This is a genomic window from Gaetbulibacter aquiaggeris (assembly GCF_044003965.1).
GTDB classification, from domain to species: Bacteria; Bacteroidota; Bacteroidia; order Flavobacteriales; family Flavobacteriaceae; genus Yeosuana; species Yeosuana aquiaggeris.
In genome coordinates this window covers 339,734-355,675 of the sequence record NZ_JBAWKC010000003.1, presented here as the reverse complement: position 1 = coordinate 355,675, position 15,942 = coordinate 339,734, and the positions used below count along the sequence as shown (strand labels likewise).

Here is a 15,942-nt window from a genome sequence, read left to right as displayed (position 1 = left end):
CTTTAAAATATAATGTGCGATTAGATTGGCTATTAAATCCCTACCATGGTTTTTCCAATGGATATCATAAATCAAGATGGTTGGTATTTTAGATTGATTGGTGATTTTACTAAAATCAATATTTTGATAAGAATTTTTATCTAAAAAAATCTAAAAAACACTTTAGGAGTATGCTCTTTGTTTATTAATAAAACGAATCGTGTTTTATTATAACCATAGATATTAACTAAACTTTGAAAATTTTAAATATCTATTTTGGGTAACATTATAATCTTCTACTTCTTTTATTGAAGTATTTTGTTGTCCGAAAGAAAGCAAGTTCTCTGTCAAATTTCTGGCCTCAGATAACGCTCCTATATTTTGAAGATATACCAATAGCTTAATATTTCTTAAAGCATGGTAAACAGGAGACCCCAGCCGTATACAATCTTTTAAAATACCATATTCATTTATTGTTAAATCATTTTGAAATTTAATGCTTATAACAACATGATCAATCAAATCAAAATAAGACTGATATTGATGAATTAAATGTAATTAGTCGGCTAAATCATAGCATGTGTATAGCCAAACTCAATGAAATACACCGGACATCCTCTCTTTGTAAAAGAGAATCCTCATAATAGTTGTTTCTCCATTTTAATAAGGTCCTTCTCTTAAAAATAAATGGCATAAAACGTATTTATAACATCAAACCAAGAAACAGTGCTAAAGTTGATATCAAAATCCACGGAATTCCATATGTTGTTAACAATGAGTTTCATGATGTGGTTGGTAATTTAAATAATAAAGATGAGAGTTCTGATAAATGACGAATCACAAACTGAGGCTGTTTGGAGTCATCACCTTTAAACTCTTGTTTATGGATGTTACGTCCCTTGTCTTTTAAACAAACCGTTGTCCATCCCAAAGCGTTAGGTGCTATAAAATCTTTGTTGGTATTATCGCCAACATATACATAGTGATACGTCACTCCGAACAACGTTTCATAATATTCATAATTTCGTGCATCTGGCTTACTACTGCCAAAAGATTCAGAAATAACCGTGGCATCAAAATAATCCTGCAATCCTAAGGCTTTAAGTTTATGGTGTTGTTGAAGGGCTCTCCCATCAGTAATCAAACCCACCTTATATGCCTCTTTCTTGATGGAGTTAAGGACATCTTGAGTATCATGTGACAAGGCTATATCTGGATAATGGTTTCGATATATTGCAACCAAATCTGTCAAATTATATTTTTGGACACCATAGGTTTCTATAACCGTTTGAAAAGTATCCCCACCCGTTTTATAACATTGAAGCATATAACGATATAACGTTTCAGCAGATTCGGCGACCTCTTTACTTAAGATATCAGAAATCTCTTGAAATGCCGATTTTAAAAAATCAATTTCCTGATACAAGGTATCATCCAGATCAAAAACAACTACCATCGTATTATTTTTTATAATCATGTACTAAAATTTCGTTATCATAGCGTAGCATCAATAAATTAGACTCCCAGTCATTAAAAACTGTTACGGGTTGATTTAAAAAATACTCCTGAATAATCCATTTTACATAATTCGCTCCCGCGAGATAGGTTAAAGGAAAACCACCCCCAAAACGTGCATTAATCTCAATACCAAATATTGAACCATCCAACTTATGTTTAAAAAACTGTGTTGTTAAACACCCTATAACACCTTCAATATAATCTAAATGTGATGTAATATAAGGTACTAATTCATTTTTAACAGTAAGCCCTTTGCTAACTTCACCATCTCTGACTTCTATACGTTTTCTAGGAACGACACATTTTAAATGATGCTGCTTATCATAATATAAATCGCAGGTAAATTCTTCAAAATTATTGTGATCCAGATATTCCAGAAACATTAAATTGGGATTCTTAAAATGATAGCTTGTGAGCTCTTCTTCATGTTTGATTATATGGGTATCCACACTGCGACTCCCACGAAGAGGTTTTATAAATAAAGGTAAACTATAATCAAGTTTTGGATATTCTCTAGCGACCTGAATGTCATGTTTTTTAAAAAACAAATGTGTGTCTCTTTTATTTCGGCATACTTCTATAAATGACTCTGAAGATACAATGACCATTATACCATGGCTATTAAACATATTTGAATGTTTTGCAAGAATCAAAAGTTCGGTATCGATAGTAGGAATAACAAGCTTAATTTCTTGTTTTAGACAAATATCTAATAAGATATTAATATAATTTTTATCTTCAACTAAAGGCATTTGAAAGGCACAGTCGGCAACTTGGCAGCCGGCAGATAATGACACGTTGAAATCTGTCACCATAACCTGGCCATTTCTAAAAATAGCTTTTAATTCCTTTTGAAAGGCTTTCACCAAAGAAACACGTCTACCTACAGATGTTATTAAAATATTCACGATTGTAATTATAGATTATGGTGCATAAATAACAAAGGTAAAGGATTTTTGCAGTTATTCGTGTTTTAGTCCTTTTTGGATATATTTAGAAATCAGTTTGGCTATTAAATCCCTACCATGATTATTCCAATGCATATCGTAAATCAAGGTGGTTGGTCTTTTTGACTGCTTTAAAGTTTCTGAAAAATCAAGATATTTAAAATCATAATCATTAAGGTAATTGACAAATACTGTTGGCGATGAAGAAACATCTATTAGAAAAGTAAACTTAGATTTATTAAAACCATACCTATTAATTAAACTTTCAAAATTTTTAATATATTTTATTTCTCTTTCTCTTTGAAGTTTTTCTTCTTCAATTTTCGTTAACTTTTGTTGCTGATGATTACCTCCTTCTGAAAGTAATTTCCATACTAACTCTCTGGGTGCATCAAAGGCGCCTATATTTCGTAAATACACCAACAATTTAATTTGCCGCAGGGCTTTATACATGGGCGACTCTAAGACCAAGCGTTCTTGCACGACATTGTACTCTACTCTGGTTAAATCATTTTCAAACTTTAAACCCAAAATAACATAATCAATGAGTTCGAATTGATTTTTATATTGATTGATTAAATGCAACTGATCGGCTAAATCATAGCCCGCATACCCATATTCATAAACTTCAACGCCATTTAATTCCTTTTCTATTTTTTTGCCGATTGAATTATAATAATTTTGATGGAAACCTTCAATAAAAGAATCGCCAACTAGCGCAATTTCAATCTTATCTTTAGTGGGTTTAAATTCTCTATAGGAGTTATAGCCAAAATTATTAATATGGTATTCTGAAAAATTTTGCCTTCGGTTACCGGTTACTGAAAATCCATTTTGATTAGGCACCCATTTTTCTACTCCAAATTCATCAATATATCTAACAGGATAATCCTTTGTTAAATGAAAAACTCGAATTAGGGATTCTAATAATATCAAAATTAGAACTGAATAAATTAATATTTTAAAAAATAATTTTTTCATTCTCTTTAAAATTGAAAATAGATAAAAGATCTGTCAATACTACTGTCATAAAATAATAACATGGATAAAATGATGATCGCATAAATAATAAAACGAAATATTTTTGATTTAAACTTAAAAGGAGAACGCTCATCTTTTCGAATCATCCATTCATAAATTACAAAGAGTATAATCAGTATGTAGTAATCCATCATACGATAGCCCATTGGGTGATTATAGGAACTATAGGACAAATCAGTAAATATACGGTCAATATAACCAAAGGCATCTGTAATGGAATTGGACCTAAAGAAAATCCTGGAAAACGTCACTATTGTAAAAGTTAAAAAAATCTGACCAATCTCTGTTAGAGAAGGTAAAATAGAGTTTTCAGCTACCACAGAATCTTTATAAATGGCATTTCTGCCCATCAAAAAAACAGGTATAAAAGCTAAGGCATGAAAACCACCCCAAAAAATAAAGGTCCAGTTCGCACCGTGCCAAAAGCCACTGACTAAGAAAATAATACATATATTCCTAACAGACTTTAATTTGCTACCTCTAGATCCTCCTAAGGGAATGTATACATAATGTCTAAACCAGGTAGACAAAGAAACATGCCAGCGTTGCCAGTACTCAGCCACATTTCTTGAAAAATTAGGAAATTTAAAATTTGACATCAATTCAACTCCAAAAAGCTTAGAAGTTCCGATTGCAATATCTGAATACCCGCTAAAATCGCCATAGACCTGAAAACTAAATAAGGTCACACCTAATATAAGCGTGGATGCCGGATAGGTTGAATAGTTTGAAAATATGTCATCAACTATAGGTCCAATAGAATCAGCGATAACCACTTTTTTAAACAAACCCCATAAGATCAATTTTAAGCCACTAACTGCTTCATCATAATTAAAAGTACGTTTATTTAATATTTGAGATAATAAGTTAGACGCTCTTTCAATGGGGCCTGCAACGAGTTGCGGAAAGAAACTCACAAAGGCAGCAAAAGATAAAAAATCTCTGGTTGGTTTTAATTTTTTATAATACACATCAAACGAATAGGACATGGTTTGAAAGGTGTAAAAAGAAATACCAACAGGTAGAATAACTTGTAGTGTCCAGGTACTCTTCATTTGATAACCCAATAGAGAGAACAAATCTACCCAGGAGTCTACAAAAAAGTTATAGTATTTAAAAAACCCTAAAAGGCCAATATTAAAAATAACACTCACCCATAGCCAGCGTTTTCTGATCTTTTTCTCACTATTAATATCAATATTAATGGCAACATAATAATCAACGATGGTACTCAATAATATTAATGACAAAAAGCGCCAATCCCATAACCCATAAAACAAATAACTTGAGGCTAATAAAAACAGGTTCTGAGCCTTTAAATGTTTATTAAAAACAAACCAATACAAAACAAATACCGTTGGAAGAAATATAAAAAATTCTAAAGAATTAAATACCATAAAGACTTAATTATAAAATCACTGTAATTTGAAGCTAATTTTAGAACAGCAAACCTCTGATTTTTTTAATTACTTTTCAAAAAAAATCTTTGAATAGTTTTATATGTTCTATTATCAGTATTATAAAAGAAAAAAGCCCTTAAAAAGGGCTCTTTATTATGTAGTTTGAATATGAATTTTACATTTCACTAAAAATAGAGTGCATCAATCGTTTTTTATCGTTAATGCTTTCTTCAAGAGAGATCATGGTTTCAGTTCTGTAAACACCTTCTATATCATCCAGCTTAAAGATAATTTCTTTAGCATGTTCCGTACTTCGTGCTCTTATTTTACAGAAAATATTAAACTTTCCTGTAGTAATATGTGCCACGGTAACAAAAGCGATATCATTGATGCGCTCCAAAACAAACTTCGTTTGAGAGGTATTGTTCAAATACAAGCCAACATAGGCAATAAATGAATATCCCAATTTTTTATAATCCAAGGTTAGAGATGAGCCTTTTATAATGCCTGATTCTTCCATTTTCTTAACTCTTACATGGACAGTGCCCGCAGATATTAGTAATTTTTTAGCAATATCAGTAAAAGGAATTCTTGTATTGTCAATGAGCATATCAAGAATTTGATGATCAATTTCGTCTAATTTAATTTTCCCCATGATTATTGTTTATTTAAATAAAACACAAAAATAATACATTTTCGTTAAATTATATCTATAATTTCTGCACTTTATTTCAATAATAATGAGATTTTCTCATTATTTACTATTACTACAACGTTTTCGGAATCGACTTCCAACTTTTTATTGTCAGCATTGAGAACTTGTTGCCCATGGGCGCTAATTTCTTGATGACCAAAAAACGAACTCAGATCCCCCATTTTTGCAACTTTAGGCATAAAGGCTATAACTCCCTCTTTAAGGATCTCCTGATATAAAAGACCTATATCGCAATAAGAACCGTTTTTTTCTGAATTAACTAAGGCCTTTCGTATAATAATATCATAAAAGCATTTATCGTTTTCAGGAATATCAAAATAGGGCTGGTAATTTACACCTTCTACCCTATTTAAGGCAAGATGATCCAAGGATTGCAGTAAAGCCATATAAATGTACTTTCTGGTGATATCGCGCGCATAATCATTAGCATAATGCCCTGCTTCAAACAAAATAGTCGGTGTATTCAAACTTTGAAAAGTATCGCCCACACAATTGAGATTAAAAGCATCATCATACACCCCAACCTGATCAGGAATAACCATTTGTAGTGTCGCATTCATTGCGGCGATAAGCTCCATAGCAATCTTTCTATTGGAAGTTACAGTACATTGTTCATCTTGGGCAGGCGCCAAAAAAGAGACAGTGGCCGGATGATTGGTTTTTCCGGCAGAAAATATGGTACGCTGCCCATGGAGGTTATAGCAGAAATCTGGTTTAAATGCGTTAAAAGCCTGTCTGAGAATCTTACTTTCAGGTTGAGATAAGGCTTGAGCATCTCTGTTAAGATCGATGTTATTGGCATTGACTCTTGTATAGGATTCAGCTCCATCCGGATTTAAAATAGGAATGATATATAATGAGCAAGCATTTAATATATGATGAGTTGAATCTAAATCTTCTGAAAGCGTATTTATTAGATCAAAAAGCGCCTTCGTGGTGGTGGATTCATTACCGTGCATTTGTGACCACATCAATATTTTTTTTGCGCCGCTACCTATCTTAATGCCATAAACAGGTTTTTTTAAAACAGACAGTCCGATGGTCTCAATAGTCATTTTGGATTCCAGTTTTTTAAACAAAGGCTGGATATGTGCATTGGTAATATAGCGATGATAAAGACGGGATTCTTTATGCGTTTCAAATAGATCTTTTAAGACTTCAATATGCATCTGAAATAATTAAGATACAAATGTAAACATTTACTAATTTACATTTGTAAACATATAATTGAGGTAAATTTGTATACAATAGTCAACATTTGTATATAAAATTTACAGATGTAATCAGTCTGTTATAAAGATTTACAGCTATTAATATGTTTGCATATATATATTATTCTATTTCAATACTTTATGTTATTTTATATCATGTTTTTATTTAAATGTAATTGACTTTATCCCCTTTTATTTTAGGGATTACAACTATAATTGTTACATTTGTAAAACCATTTGACCCTAAATTGTGTTTACAATGATAAACAACGAAGATTTCGCTAAAAGACTCCAAAAAGTGATAGAATTTTATGGAGAATCTGCGGCTTCTTTTGCTGAAAAAATTGGCGTACAGCGCTCCAGTATCTCTCATATATTGTCAGGTAGAAATAAGCCGAGTCTTGACTTTATATTAAAGATCCTTTCCTCCTTCCCAGAAGTTGAATTGTATTGGTTGTTGAATGGAAAAGGTACCTTTCCATCAGAAGTAAATTCTAAAACGGATACCGTGTTATCAGATGACAAGATATCAGATAGTTTGGTAAAAAAAACAGTTGAAGAAGAGGCGACCAATAGATCTATTGAGCGCATCATTATCTTTTATACCGATGGAAGTTTTAAAAACTATCAGAATTAAGCATTTTCTTTAGTAATTTTGTGTTGAAATCATTTTTATGAAAAATCTCCTTTTCTTACCCCTGGCTTTTCTTATTATAAGCTGTTATCAAACTGAACGTCATTGTAAGGATTTTAAAACGGGTAGCTTTTATAGCGAAGTCAGCATAGAGGACGTATTGTATACATCTCAGTTTACACGATCCAACGATGTGCAGGTGGAGACGTATAATGGAAAATCAGATTCAGCTCACGTCCGCTGGATCAATGATTGTGAAGTTATTTTTAAGACGATACACCCAAAAAACATGGCTGAGCATAAAGATATTCATTTGAAAATCTTAACCACCACGGATTCTTCATACACCTTTGAATATTCTTATGTAGGAGAAACTAAAAAGCAAAAAGGAGTAGCCTACAAAATTAGGGACTAGATTAATTTAAAGGATATAAAAAAGATTCTACTACATTAAAATTAAGCTCATTTGACTCTGTTAGTTCATAGGTCATAAAAAGTTCTCCCCAAAATTCACCATCCGAGAAATCGGCAATAATCCATTTATGATTTAACAGTTTAACCGTATTGATCATCATTTTTCTTCCTGAACTAGACGCATAAGACACCAATGGATGTTCTCCTTTCACTTCATTTAACTCATAGATGTGATCTTTGATATAAGGGATCAACTCCGTCACTTTGTAGCCTTTATTTTCAAAATAACTAATGGCATCTTCATTGCGTTCTAAATTAAAATGTGATAAGTTTAAAATATCATCTTCTAAAGTAGCAATAGAATCTTTGTAGATAGCTAATCTTGCTTCACTTGACCGCAATTTTTGATCTTGAGATTCCATAATGCGTTTAGAAGTGACATATTGAAATAATATGATCAAAACCGAGAAGATAAATAAGTAAATGAAAATACGTTGTTTCATAATTAAATAGTGATTTGTAAATTATCATAGGCTAAAAAAACATGCTGTGGCAACTTTTTTTCTACATCTTCATGAAAACCTAATAAATGGCTAATGTGCGTAATATAAGCCACTTCAGGATTCACCTGGTCTATAAACTGCAAAGCTTCTTCTAAATTAAAATGAGAGATATGTGGCTCTATTCTTAAAGCATTGATGACTAAAACTTTGACGTCTTTTATTTTTTCAATTTCAACCGCTTCCATGCGCTTCATATCTGTTAAATAGGCAAAATTTTTAAACCGAAACCCAAATACCTGTAATTGATGATGCATCCCGTTAACAGGTATCACTTGTAGATTATGCAACATAAATGGTTTGTTTTCAATAACATTGACAGAAAGCGTAGGAACTCCTGGGTATTTATTCTCTGTGGTGAATATATAATCAAAGCGTTTTGTTAAAGAGGCGATAACCCGTTTGTGGGCATAAATTGGAACATCACCCTGGCGAAAATAAAAAGGCCTGATATCATCTAATCCGGCCACATGATCTGAATGTTCATGAGTAAATAAAATACCATCAATTTTATGACAATTGACGCGTAACATTTGTTGTCTGAAATCGGGACCACAATCTACAACATAAGCATAATCGTCCCATTCAACAAGAACTGACACGCGCAATCTTTTGTCTTTAAGATCAGTACTTAAACAAACAGGATGTTTACTTCCTATAACGGGAATTCCTTGTGAAGTGCCTGTTCCTAAAAATGTGATTTTCATTCGATAAATAATGCAATTTGGTTCTAAATTTAACACTTATTAATGAAACCATACACGAGCCTTTTATATTTTTAAAATCATAGGCGATTTACATCTAAAAACTATATCTTTTTTTAATTTAAAACATGATAATTATCAGATAATAAACCTTAGTAAAGAGTTATTTTTATGGGATAAAAAATTAAACTATTTTAAAATGATAATAGGAGTTTTAAAAGAAACCCAAAAAGGTGATAATCGCGTCGCTATTACCCCAAAAATTGCCCAACAACTTATTGAAAAAGGTTTTGAAGTCAGAGTCCAAGAAGATGCAGGCGCCAATTCTTCTTATAAAAATTCAGATTATAGCAAGGCCGGAGCAAGCATAAGAACTAAAGATGATCTTATAAAAAACGCAGACATTCTAATAAAAATTAATCCTTTTGAAAATAAGGAATTAGAAAAATTAAAAAAAGGTCAAATAATTATTGCGCAATTATTTCATAAATCGCACCCACATGATATGAAGATCATTGCCGAAAGAGGCGCTACTGCCTTTTCAATGGATGCCATGCCTCGAATTTCAAGAGCACAGGATATGGATGTTTTAAGTTCACAGAATAATTTAGCTGGTTACAAGGCCGTCATTAAAGGAGCTTATGAGATGACAAAAATATTCCCGCTTATGATGACTGCTGCAGGCACTATTTCTCCAGCTAGGGTTCTGGTATATGGTGTTGGGGTAGCAGGTTTACAGGCTATTGCGACTGCAAAAAGATTAGGAGCCATCGTTGAAGCTACAGATATTAGAACAGAAACTAAAGAACAAGTAGAATCCTTAGGCGGAAAATTCATCATGGTTGATAATAACGGTGAAGAATCAGAAGGTGGTTATGCAAAAGTGGCCTCAGAAGATTACGCAAGACGACAAAAAGAAGCGGTTGACAAATCCTTATTCAAGGCCGATCTAGTCATTACAACGGCTATGGTCCCTGGAAGAAGATCGCCTCTTTTAATTACTGAAGACCAGGTAAAACAAATGCAAAATGGGGCTGTAATTATTGATCTAGCGGCGGCACAAGGTGGTAATTGCGAATTAAGCGTTATGAATAAAGCGGTTATTAAGCATGGTGTGAAAATTATAGGAACCACCATTGCACCTGAAAGTGTTTCAACAAATGCCAGTGATTTATACGCAAAAAATACTTTTAATTACTTGGTACACTTAACAGAAGGTGATCATTTTAAATGGGATTTAGAGGATCAAATTACGGATGAAACATTGATTGTATATAACGGAAAAATTAGACAAAACGGAAAAATAGCATAAAAAATGAATGAATTAATTGATTTTATAAGTAATAATATTCAAATGATATATATCGTCATACTGATGATATTTGTTGGAGTTGAAATTATTGGTCACGTACCAGCGGTATTACACACCCCTTTAATGTCTGGGGCCAATGCCATACATGGCGTGGTTATCATTGGGGCCATTTTAGTGTTACTTGGTGTCAATCCTGAAAATTATTTAGGACAGGCTTTAGGTTTTGTGGCTGTTTTATTAGGAACGCTAAACGTAGTAGGTGGTTTTGTAGTCACAGACCGCATGTTAGAAATGTTTAAAAAGAAAAAATAATGGAGTATATATTTAGTTTGGAATTTATTTATCTCATTGCATCGATGACCTATATATTAGGTCTAAAAATGCTAGGTAAACCAGAATCTGCAAGAAGAGGAAATTTAATAGCTGCCGCTGGTATGACCATAGCCATATTTGGTACTATTTTCTTATATCAAGGGGAAGTTCCCACATTTATATATGTATTAATTGGTACAGCCATTCTTATAGGGACTATCATTGGGTGGGTAATCGCTAAAAAAGTAGCGATGACCAAAATGCCTGAATTAGTGTCTTTATTTAATGGTATGGGAGGCGCGAGTGCTGCTCTAATTGGACTTATAGAATTTGAACACTATACGGGTCACAAATTATCAACAATAACTATTGTAGCTGGTATTATTATTGGTAGCATTTCCTTTTCAGGAAGTATGATCGCCTGGGCCAAGTTGAATGGAACCTTAAATAGGCCTTTGCGCTTACCAAAATATAATTTATTAAATAACCTTGTCATCATCAGTATCTTTGTTTTTGCTGGTTTTATCGCATGGTCTGGAACTGACAGTCAATTCTTACTTTATATTTTATTCTTTGCTGCCTTAGCCTATGGAATTTTATTTGTATTACCAATTGGTGGAGCAGATATGCCAGTGGTTATTTCATTATTAAACTCCTTTACGGGTTTAGCGGCTGCCTTAGGTGGTTTCTTATACGGCAATATGGTAATGCTAACCGGTGGTATTTTAGTAGGTTCTGCAGGTACTATATTAACATTTGCCATGTGTAATGCTATGAACCGATCGCTTGTTAGTGTAATTTTTGGAAGTTTTGGGTCTTCAGAGGCGCCTATGGCAGGTTCTGAGTCTCAAACTATCACAGGATCCATCAAAAAAACAACCATCAGTGATGTGGCGATATTAATGAATTATTCACAACGAATTATCATTGTTCCTGGGTACGGTTTAGCAGTGGCCCAAGCCCAACACGCCATTCATGAATTGGAACAATTATTAGAAAGCAAAGGCATTTCAGTTAAATATGCCATCCACCCTGTTGCCGGACGTATGCCGGGACATATGAATGTGTTATTAGCTGAAACGAATGTAGATTATGATAAACTAGTGGAAATGGAAGACATCAATCCAGAGTTTTCAAATACAGATGTGGTTTTTGTAGTTGGTGCTAATGATGTGGTGAACCCAGCTGCTCATAACAATCCTTCTAGCCCCATATTTGGAATGCCTATATTAGATGTTGAAAAGGCTAAAAGTATTATCATCAACAAAAGAAGTATGAATCCCGGTTATGCTGGTATTGAAAATGAATTATTTTATAACACCAAATCATCCATGCTTTTTGGTGATGCTAAGAGTGTTATTCAATCTTTGATATCAGAGTTAAAAGGTATGTAATCCCATAATTTCTTAAATTTTGTTAAAGCCATTTCATACAAAGAAATGGCTTTATTTTTTTCTATTTTAGCGCTATTTTTTTTTCTATTTTTGTCTCAATAAAAAAATTATGGCTTTAAAATTAAAAGGAGATAAAGAAATCAGTAAAATTCTGACCATAAAGCAGAAATCTTTGCAGATTAATCTGAATGATAACATTTACGGAACTTTTGCTGAAATTGGTGCCGGACAAGAAACTGTAAGGAACTTTTTTCGTGCCGGAGGGAGTTCGGGAACTATTGCAAAAGCAATGTCTGCTTACGATAAGGATTTTAGTGATGCCATTTATGGAGTTGAAGCTGATAATCGCTATGTAAGTGAATCACGTTTGCGCAAAATGCTCAATCATGAAGTTAATTTGATTGAAGACCGTATTACACGAGATAAGCACCCCGATAAATTGTTTTTTGCTTTTGCAAATACGGTAGCAACTATCGACTTTTCTAAAAAATTTAAAGGTCATGGCTGGGTAGGTGTTAAATTTCAATTAGATCCTTTAGAAGATTATAATGAGATCATTTTACACGTGCGTTTTAAACAAACAAATGCGCAGTTGCAGCAAGAAACCTTAGGAGTTCTTGGAGTCAACCTTTTATTTGGAGGTTTTTACATGCATGATGATCCCAAGGAAATCGTCAAATCATTATATGATAATATTGAAAGAGATCAGATCGAAATAGATATGATTAATTTCTCAGGGTGCAGATTCACTTATGTTGATAACCGATTGATGAGTTTGCAGCTGGTGAAGAATGGCATGACGGAAGCCGTTATGTTTGGACCTGACGGTATCAATCTGCTTCCTGCGCAAGAACTTTATAAAAAGAATATCCTAGCCCTTCGCGGAAGTTTCAGACCGGTTACGAAGGTGAATATGGATATCTATGAAAAAGCCAAAGAACTGTTTTTAGCTGAAAAAACAGTAGACAAAAATAATGTCAAAATAATCTTTGAAATTACCCTTGCTAACCTTCGTGCTGAGGGTAAAATTAATGAACGTGACTTTTTAGATAGAGCTGAATTACTATGTTCATTAGGGCAGAATGTAATGATAACCAATTTTCAGGAATATTACAGATTGGTTGAATACTTTGCTCAATTTACTAAGGCTAGAATGGCTTTAGCAATGGGTGTTTATAATTTAATTCAGATCTTTGATGAAAAGTACTACCGTCATTTAAGCGGTGGTATTTTAGAGGCCTTTGGAAAATTATTCTTTAAAGATCTGAAAGTTTATTTATATCCACTTAAGAATCATCAAACGGGAGAATTATTTACCAGTGAAAACCTGAAAGTGCATCCGCGTATGAAAGAATTGTATAAATTCTTTAAATACAATGGTAAAATGAATGATATTAAAGACTTCAACCCTGATATTTTAGATATTTTATCTCGGGAAGTGCTTAAAATGATCCAGGACAACGAAGAAGGATGGGAAGACATGCTTCCTGAAGGAGTTGCAGATACCATAAAAGACCAACGCTTATTTGGATATACTAGAAGACGGAAACAAAAATAGTTTTTAGTCTTCTAATATTTGTGCTGCGTGATCTTTAGTTTTTACTTTATCAATAACGCGCTCTACAATACCATTTCCATTGATTAAAAAGGTCATTCTATGAATACCATCGTATTCTTTACCCATAAACTTTTTTGGACCCCAGACTCCAAAAGCATTAATAACCACTTTTTCTTCATCTGCTAACAATGGAAAAGGGAACTCGTATTTACTTTTAAAGTTCTCTTGCTTTTTAACATTATCAGCACTCACACCTAATAGCTCATAGCCTTTTTCTTTTAATAGATCATAATGATCTCTTAAATTACAGGCTTCTGCTGTGCATCCCGGAGTATTAGCCTTTGGATAAAAGAATACCACTAGTTTTTTACCTTTATAATCTGATAAGGACACTTGTTTTCCCTGGTCATTTAATACGCTGAAATTTGGAACTTTATCCCCTACTTTTAATGTGTTCATATTTTTTAACTTTGTAACTGCTAAAATACAATAAATGTCAAAACAAGAAAAGGTTGAATTTGTAATTTCTACTTTAAACAAGTTATACCCCGAAATTCCAATTCCTTTAGAGCACAAAGATCCTTACACGCTTTTAATTGCGGTTTTAATGTCAGCACAAAGCACCGATGTGAGAGTGAATCAAATAACTCCATTATTATTTGAAAAAGCGAATAATCCCTATGACATGCTTAAACTTTCAATTGAAGAGATCAGAGAGATCATAAAACCAGTAGGATTATCTCCTATGAAAAGCAAGGGCATTTATGGCTTATCTCAAATTCTTATTGAAAAATATAACGGTGAAGTCCCTCAGGATTTTGAAGCTTTAGAATCATTGCCATCCGTAGGCCATAAAACCGCTAGTGTGGTGATGTCACAAGCGTTTGGTGTTCCTGCATTCCCCGTGGATACCCACATTCATAGACTTATGTACCGATGGAACCTAAGCAATGGTAAAAATGTGGTTCAAACTGAAAAAGATGCTAAAAGATTATTTCCCAGAGAATTATGGAATGATTTGCATTTACAGATTATCTGGTATGGAAGACAATACTCACCGGCCAGAGGCTGGGATCTAGAAAAAGATATGATAACAAAAACGATTGGCAGAAAATCAGTGATTGATGCTTATTATAAATTAAAAAAGTCCTGATGACTAACTACCAGGACTTTTTCAAAGTTTAGTTGAGAAGCGCTTCAAACTTCATCTTATTACAATTAATAACACTTAAAGCCTTAGAATAATTTAGAAGAAAATTAACCGTTTCCTCTTTTGGTTGCAAGTCGTTAAATTTTTCAATTGAATTATTAGTGTAAAGTTTTGCCATTTGTTATAGTTTAAATTAATAATCTATGAAACGGAACAAAACTTATTTTATTGTTTAATTGGTTAAAACTATATTATGTTTATCAATAATTTTTCTCAAATTAATGAGGGCATATCGCATTCTACCTAATGCCGTATTAATACTCACGCCTGTTTTATCTGATATTTCTTTAAAACTCATATCCTCATAAATCCGCATTAATAAGACTTCTTTTTGATCTTCAGGAAGTTCTTCCACCAGACGTTTTACATCATTTTCTACCTGCTCTTTTATAATTTTCTTTTCAGCGTTTAAGGAACTGTCACTTAATACCGAAAAAATACTGAACTCTCCACTATTATCAAATTTTGGCATTCTGCTATTCTTTCTAAAATAATCAATGACCAAATTATGTGAGATACGCATAACCCATGGTAAAAATTTACCTTCTTCATTATAAGCACCTCTCTTTAAAGTACGTATCACCTTGATAAAAGTATCTTGAAAGATGTCTTCAGTGACATCGCGGTCATATACTTTTGAATAAATAAAACTGTAGATTTTTTGTTTATGCCTTTTAATAAGAATTTCTAAAGCATACTCTTCTCCCTTTATATATCTACTAACTAACGTAGCATCTGGTATAATTTCGTGTTGCATAATCATTACTTTTAATGCATAGAAGAGATCTTCTTTGCTTGGGGTTAATTATTTAAAAGTAATTTTCTGCTATAGGCTAGAGGTATTTTATGATTAATATCATGTCAAATATAATCACAAACAATCTTAAAAAACAATAATTTGTGGCTTTTTTTTAACTTATAAACAGTTAAAAATGCAATTTTTACGATGAAATACATAAAAACCAATGAATCAAGTATGATAAAACAGTTACATAATGATCACTTTTAAAGGCTATAAATAATAAATTTAGAA

General features: G+C 32.7%; 19 protein-coding genes. 7 read left to right on the top strand and 12 right to left on the bottom strand.

Annotation, left to right across the window (positions count from 1 at the left end; genetic code table 11):
* Positions 1–222: 222 nt before the first annotated feature.
* The 7 genes from V8G56_RS10820 to V8G56_RS10790 all read right to left on the bottom strand — a co-directional run bounded on the left by V8G56_RS10820 (position 223) and on the right by V8G56_RS10790 (position 6,769).
* Entirely contained in the window at positions 223–501 is a 279-nt protein-coding gene (locus tag V8G56_RS10820) for a hypothetical protein (protein WP_395438468.1), read from the bottom strand.
* A 259-nt stretch (positions 502–760) separates the two neighbouring features.
* Positions 761–1,456 carry an HAD family hydrolase gene (locus tag V8G56_RS10815; protein WP_395438467.1) on the bottom strand — a complete coding sequence of 232 codons (696 nt, stop codon included), beginning with the start codon at positions 1,454–1,456 and terminating at the stop codon, positions 761–763.
* Positions 1,440–2,405 (bottom strand): ATP-grasp domain-containing protein, encoded by a 966-nt coding sequence (locus tag V8G56_RS10810; protein WP_395438466.1) that lies wholly within the window; start codon positions 2,403–2,405, stop codon positions 1,440–1,442. Before V8G56_RS10810 ends, V8G56_RS10815 begins: the two co-directional genes overlap by 17 nt.
* Positions 2,406–2,459: 54 nt before the next feature.
* Positions 2,460–3,425 carry a hypothetical protein gene (locus V8G56_RS10805; protein WP_395438465.1) on the bottom strand — a complete coding sequence of 322 codons (966 nt, stop codon included), beginning with the start codon at positions 3,423–3,425 and terminating at the stop codon, positions 2,460–2,462.
* Between the two features lie 5 nt (positions 3,426–3,430).
* A complete protein-coding gene (locus tag V8G56_RS10800) occupies positions 3,431–4,882 on the bottom strand; it encodes an MBOAT family O-acyltransferase (RefSeq protein ID WP_395438464.1) in 1,452 nt (483 codons plus the stop codon).
* Positions 4,883–5,060: 178 nt separating this feature from the next.
* Positions 5,061–5,540: an Lrp/AsnC family transcriptional regulator gene (locus V8G56_RS10795; protein ID WP_395438463.1), complete on the bottom strand. Its 480-nt coding sequence runs from the start codon at positions 5,538–5,540 to the stop codon at positions 5,061–5,063.
* 71 nt (positions 5,541–5,611) lie between these two features.
* A complete protein-coding gene (locus V8G56_RS10790) occupies positions 5,612–6,769 on the bottom strand; it encodes a M14 family metallopeptidase (protein ID WP_395438462.1) in 1,158 nt (385 codons plus the stop codon).
* A 301-nt stretch (positions 6,770–7,070) separates the two neighbouring features.
* Between V8G56_RS10790 and V8G56_RS10785 the strand changes: the two genes are divergently transcribed.
* Positions 7,071–7,448 (top strand): helix-turn-helix domain-containing protein, encoded by a 378-nt coding sequence (locus V8G56_RS10785; protein WP_395438461.1) that lies wholly within the window; start codon positions 7,071–7,073, stop codon positions 7,446–7,448.
* Between the two features lie 37 nt (positions 7,449–7,485).
* Positions 7,486–7,860 (top strand): DNA topoisomerase IV, encoded by a 375-nt coding sequence (locus V8G56_RS10780; RefSeq protein WP_395438460.1) that lies wholly within the window; start codon positions 7,486–7,488, stop codon positions 7,858–7,860.
* A 1-nt stretch (position 7,861) separates the two neighbouring features.
* Here the strand turns inward: V8G56_RS10780 and V8G56_RS10775 are convergent, their stop codons facing one another.
* Together V8G56_RS10775 and V8G56_RS10770 are read right to left on the bottom strand one after the other, a co-directional pair.
* A complete protein-coding gene (locus tag V8G56_RS10775) occupies positions 7,862–8,362 on the bottom strand; it encodes a hydrolase (protein WP_395438459.1) in 501 nt (166 codons plus the stop codon).
* Between the two features lie 2 nt (positions 8,363–8,364).
* The gene (locus V8G56_RS10770) at positions 8,365–9,126 is read right to left on the bottom strand and encodes an MBL fold metallo-hydrolase (protein WP_395438458.1); all 762 of its coding nucleotides are present in this window, start codon (positions 9,124–9,126) and stop codon (positions 8,365–8,367) included.
* Between the two features lie 196 nt (positions 9,127–9,322).
* On the opposite strand from V8G56_RS10770, the gene V8G56_RS10765 reads away from it, so the two are divergent.
* The 4 genes from V8G56_RS10765 to V8G56_RS10750 all read left to right on the top strand — a co-directional run bounded on the left by V8G56_RS10765 (position 9,323) and on the right by V8G56_RS10750 (position 13,699).
* The gene (locus V8G56_RS10765; protein WP_395438457.1) at positions 9,323–10,435 is read left to right on the top strand and encodes a Re/Si-specific NAD(P)(+) transhydrogenase subunit alpha; all 1,113 of its coding nucleotides are present in this window, start codon (positions 9,323–9,325) and stop codon (positions 10,433–10,435) included.
* 3 nt (positions 10,436–10,438) lie between these two features.
* Complete coding sequence (locus tag V8G56_RS10760) at positions 10,439–10,747, top strand: NAD(P) transhydrogenase subunit alpha (protein WP_395438456.1); 309 nt, start codon at positions 10,439–10,441, stop codon at positions 10,745–10,747.
* Complete coding sequence (locus V8G56_RS10755) at positions 10,747–12,141, top strand: NAD(P)(+) transhydrogenase (Re/Si-specific) subunit beta (RefSeq protein WP_395438455.1); 1,395 nt, start codon at positions 10,747–10,749, stop codon at positions 12,139–12,141. Before V8G56_RS10760 ends, V8G56_RS10755 begins: the two co-directional genes overlap by 1 nt.
* A 109-nt stretch (positions 12,142–12,250) precedes the next feature.
* Positions 12,251–13,699, top strand: coding sequence for a TonB-dependent receptor (locus V8G56_RS10750; protein ID WP_395438454.1), 1,449 nt, complete (start codon positions 12,251–12,253; stop codon positions 13,697–13,699).
* Between the two features lie 3 nt (positions 13,700–13,702).
* On the opposite strand, the gene bcp is transcribed toward V8G56_RS10750, so the two are convergent.
* On the bottom strand, positions 13,703–14,158 hold the full coding sequence (gene bcp, locus V8G56_RS10745) for a thioredoxin-dependent thiol peroxidase (RefSeq protein WP_395438453.1): 456 nt from the start codon (positions 14,156–14,158) through the stop codon (positions 13,703–13,705).
* Positions 14,159–14,192: 34 nt separating this feature from the next.
* On the opposite strand from bcp, the gene nth reads away from it, so the two are divergent.
* The gene (gene nth / locus V8G56_RS10740; RefSeq protein ID WP_395438452.1) at positions 14,193–14,852 is read left to right on the top strand and encodes an endonuclease III; all 660 of its coding nucleotides are present in this window, start codon (positions 14,193–14,195) and stop codon (positions 14,850–14,852) included.
* Positions 14,853–14,880: 28 nt separating this feature from the next.
* On the opposite strand, the gene V8G56_RS10735 is transcribed toward nth, so the two are convergent.
* Both V8G56_RS10735 and V8G56_RS10730 read right to left on the bottom strand, forming a co-directional pair.
* On the bottom strand, positions 14,881–15,027 hold the full coding sequence (locus V8G56_RS10735; protein ID WP_395438451.1) for a hypothetical protein: 147 nt from the start codon (positions 15,025–15,027) through the stop codon (positions 14,881–14,883).
* A gap of 54 nt (positions 15,028–15,081) precedes the next feature.
* On the bottom strand, positions 15,082–15,666 hold the full coding sequence (locus V8G56_RS10730) for an RNA polymerase sigma factor (RefSeq protein WP_395438450.1): 585 nt from the start codon (positions 15,664–15,666) through the stop codon (positions 15,082–15,084).
* Between the last annotated feature and the right edge of the window lie 276 nt (positions 15,667–15,942).